This is a genomic window from Virgibacillus sp. AGTR, assembly GCF_016919725.2.
In the GTDB taxonomy this organism is placed as follows: Bacteria; Bacillota; Bacilli; order Bacillales; family Amphibacillaceae; genus Virgibacillus; species Virgibacillus salarius.
Map to the genome: position 1 here is coordinate 1 of NZ_JAJERH010000130.1, position 4280 is coordinate 4280.

2 protein-coding genes and 1 other annotated feature are annotated in these 4280 nt (G+C 36.8%); of the genes, one reads left to right on the forward strand and one right to left on the reverse strand.

Annotation, left to right across the window (positions count from 1 at the left end; all coding sequences use genetic code 11):
• Positions 1 to 118 precede the first annotated feature (118 nt).
• Entirely contained in the window at positions 119 to 1558 is a 1440-nt protein-coding gene (gene proS / locus JUJ52_RS22575) for a proline--tRNA ligase (protein WP_121604504.1), read from the reverse strand.
• Positions 1559 to 1633: 75 nt separating this feature from the next.
• Positions 1634 to 1857: a binding site (T-box leader), on the reverse strand.
• Between the two features lie 195 nt (positions 1858 to 2052).
• Here proS and JUJ52_RS22580 point away from each other — a divergent pair.
• Positions 2053 to 4065: an ABC transporter permease subunit gene (locus tag JUJ52_RS22580; RefSeq protein ID WP_162986355.1), complete on the forward strand. Its 2013-nt coding sequence runs from the start codon at positions 2053 to 2055 to the stop codon at positions 4063 to 4065.
• Positions 4066 to 4280 lie beyond the last annotated feature (215 nt).

Here is a 4280-nt window from a genome sequence, read left to right on the forward strand (position 1 = left end):
TTCAAAATAACTACTTGGCTTAACGCAGTCATTGCACTGATTTTATACTTTCTTAACTTACAAAAAAGAGCGCAAAGTTGCGCCCTTGTGATAAAAACTTATGTTTTAACGCTTATCATTAATAAGCTTTTGCCCAATAAACTAATTCTTTTGCTGCTTTTCCACAACATACACATGTATCAGAAACTTGTTCTTGTTCAAAAGGAATACAGCGAGAAGTTGCAAGTGTATCCTCTTTGATTTTCTCTTCACATGCTTGATCGCCACACCACATTGCTTTGATAAACCCAGGGTTATCGTTCAATGTTTTTGCGAACTCTTCCATATTTGTCACTACTGTTGTTTTTTCATCTCGATGTTTCTTGGCATTATTATATAAATGAAGCTGAATTTCCTCTAATAATGCAGGTAATCGCTGTTCAAGCTCAGATAATGAAACAAATTCTTTTTCTCCTGTGTCACGACGTACAAGAACTACCTGCTCTTTTTCAATATCCTTAGGCCCCATTTCAATTCGTACCGGAATACCCTTCATTTCATATTCATTAAATTTCCAGCCAGGCATTTTATCACTACCGTCAATCTCAACACGTATCAAATTTTTCAATTGATCTCGAAGATTATACGCTTTATCTAGTACTCCTTCTTTATGTTGAGCAATTGGAACGATCATTGCTTGCGTAGGCGCAATACGTGGTGGGATCACCAAACCACGATTATCACCATGCACCATAATTAATGCTCCCATAATTCTTGTTGAAAGCCCCCATGAAGTTTGATGAACAAATTGGCTTTCCCCATTTTCATCAAGATAGGTAATATCAAAGGCTTCAGCGAAACCAGAGCCGAAATGATGTGATGTCCCAGATTGTAAAGCTTTACCGTCATGCATCATGCTTTCGATCGTTAATGTATATTTTGCGCCTGCAAATTTTTCTTTGTCTGTCTTTTTCCCACGCAGTACAGGGATCGCTAAATAGTTCTCTACTACATCTGCATAAATGCCTAGCATTTGGTTTGTTTCTTTAGCAGCATCTTCATCTGTCGCATGTGCAGTATGACCTTCCTGCCAATGAAATTCCGACGAACGTAAAAATGGTCGTGTTGTCTTTTCCCAACGCACCACATTTCCCCATTGATTATATAGTTTGGGTAAATCGCGATAGGAATGGATATTTTTTGAGTAATAATCACAGAATAGCACTTCGGAGGTTGGGCGGACCGCCAAACGCTCTGCTAATTCTTCTTCTCCGCCATGCGTAACCCAAGCTACTTCTGGTGCAAAGCCTTCAACATGGTCCTTTTCCTTCTGAAGTAAGCTTTCCGGAATAAATAATGGGAAAGCAACATTTGTATGACCTGTCTCTTTTAATTTTTTATCTAGCTCATTTTTTACGTTTTCCCAGATAGCATAACCATATGGTTTAATAATCATCGTTCCTCGTACTTGACCATAATCCACTAGCTCTGCTTGCTTAACAACATCAGTATACCACTGGGCAAAATCGTCCTCCATTGCAGTGATTTTTTCCACAAACTGCTTATTTTTCTTTCCCAAAGCAAACACCTCATTATATAAGTTAATTATTTATATTCAAATACCTATTTTAAAACACAAAAAATCCTCCATCCAATAAGGGACCGAGGTTGGTGGTACCACCCTTGTTTACAATAGGAACTATTGCACACTCTGCATTGATAACGGGACTTACCCGCGTACACCTTACAGTGTGATACACACTCTCCGGTGACGAACTCAGGAGCAGGTTCTAATCTTTGTCTTTAGAAATTTGCAGCAACCATTTCCTCTCTAAAAAAGACAACCTAGATTATACTATTCTCCATCCTTGCTTCAAATATGTAACTTTACTATATAGTTTGCAGTTCATAAAGTCAAGAGAGAGATGATTAGAGCGTGAGCCATTCTATATTCATTTTCCCTTCTAGTAGGGAATAGCTCAACGCTTTACAAGCTGAATTTTTCGACCTATACTTAACATATCATCATAATTGTTAAAATACTTACCATTTTCTGAAGAGATGTGTTTTATTGTGAAAGTAGTCATAAAAGTAACGTTATTTTATCTTCTCGGTATTATAGGAATACTTTGCATTAGTGTGTTTCCACAGTTTTTTGCTAAAGGGGATATTACTAATATCATTCTCTATTTCCATGATCTATGGAAGTTCCTTGGCAATTTTATTCAACCAGGGTCATGGACTTATCAAATAGAAGGTTCCATAGGCGAATTTCCCATTTTAAAGACGTTATGGGTCCCATTTACATACTCCATGAGTATTTTGTTTAGTGCTATATGTACCGCTTTTGCGATCGCATTTATACTTGCCTTCTTTGTCAACTCCCTACCAAAACAGGTTGTACAGGGTATTAAGCAGTTTCTCGAATTTCTAGAAACGATCCCTGATCTTGTTTTCGTTGTCCTGTTACAAATGCTAGTTATTTATATATATAACAAGACTGGTGTCTCACTTTTTACATTAGGCTCCTACATGGACGACCGTGCCTACGCTGGACCAATTATAACCTTGTCTATCTTACCGATGATCTTTCTTTTCAAAATTCTACTATTTTTAATTGAGGAAGAGTTTTCAAAGGACTATGTACGGTTTTTAAAAAGTAAAGGGCTGTCCAAAACCGTTATACTAATTCGTCATGTGTTTAGAAACATCCTACCAAGTGCTTTTCACCAATCCAAGCTAATTATTTGGGCAACACTCTCGAGTCAGTTTATCATTGAGAGAATATTTAATGTGAATGGGCTTACCTTTTACATTATCGAAAGCTTTTCACCAATGACCATAGCTGTGTCACTTATCCTGCTATTTACACCTTTTTTTATTACCTTTCAGCTAATTGACCTTTGGGTTGATGAATCAACGACATTTGAATCGCATGGCTTAGCAAAAATACCTTCCTTTCAGCCAATTAGCTGTGTAATGAAACATATAAAGATAATCCATTGGAAAAAGCTGCTACCTCGAATTCCAATAGCTTCACTAAGGAGGCAACTAAAAAACTATAAATTTGCAATAGGGTGCCTGTTCTTTATTCTAACCATTGGTGGTAGTATTGGCTATTCCATTATTACGGATAATCATGTTGATCAGGCAAACATATTTTACGAGGAAGATGGTACTACAATAAAAAGTACTCCACCACATCCACCTGGTCATCCGTTTTTATTGGGTTCTGATAAAGAGGGATTTGATTTGCTGGATCAGTTAATTATTGGAGCAAAATATACACTAGTTTTTGGCTTTTTAATTGCTTTTCTTCGAGTTGCTATCGGTTTATGTGGTGGAATTTTGTTTGCTTTTTCAATAAGTAAACGTAAACAAAGCTGGTTATCTAAAATAGTAGATTCTATTCACTTTCTACCACTTACATTAATTGCTTATATTTTGTTGAAACCCATTCTTCAATTAGGGTGGGAAATGGAGCCATCCTACACGATTTCTGAACGCATTCTTATCGAAATCATTATTTTGACCGTTCTAGTTATTCCATTAACAACGGTGCTGATAGGGAAAGATATAACTAACATACTCCAGCAAGAATTTATTACGAGTGCGAGTGTTCTTGGTGGAAGCAGATTCCATATATTGCGACATCACGTGATGCCACATCTATTTCCTAAACTAACGATTCTATTTGGGCAACAATTTATTCAAGTCTTATTTATTTTTATCCACTTAGGTATGTTGGATCTATTTTTTGGCGGGACAATTATGGGCTCGGCAATGTTCAATGAGCCTCCTAAATCACTTACGAACGAGTGGTCTGGAGTAATTGGGAATACTGTACATTCATTTAAAAGTGGACAATATTGGCTTATTCTCTTTCCCCTACTTGCCTTTATGTTAAGCATCTTTGCTATGCAACTAATCATTAATGGTATTAAGGAAGTTCAACAGGCTAAAATCGGGGTTACTGCTAAAAAATACAAAAGTAAACGTACCATAAACCATAAGGAAAATACGGAGAATATGTTTGCTCCAACGTCAAATCGTTTCCAGCTCGTTCACGATAAAAAAGCTCGATAGCGTTCAAACATATATTCTTACAGCTATAAAATGATACGAGGACAAACGTATGTTGCAAAGAAAAAACGCACAGCTAGAAATAATTGTGCGTGTAAGTAGCTCTGGAAATATACTTCGCTTCCCACTGGTAAGGTGTCTGATGAGTCCTATTGATGCTTTTTCATCTAAGAAGCAGGATTAGAAAAACTGAGCAAAATTCGCTCCGTCCTTATCAC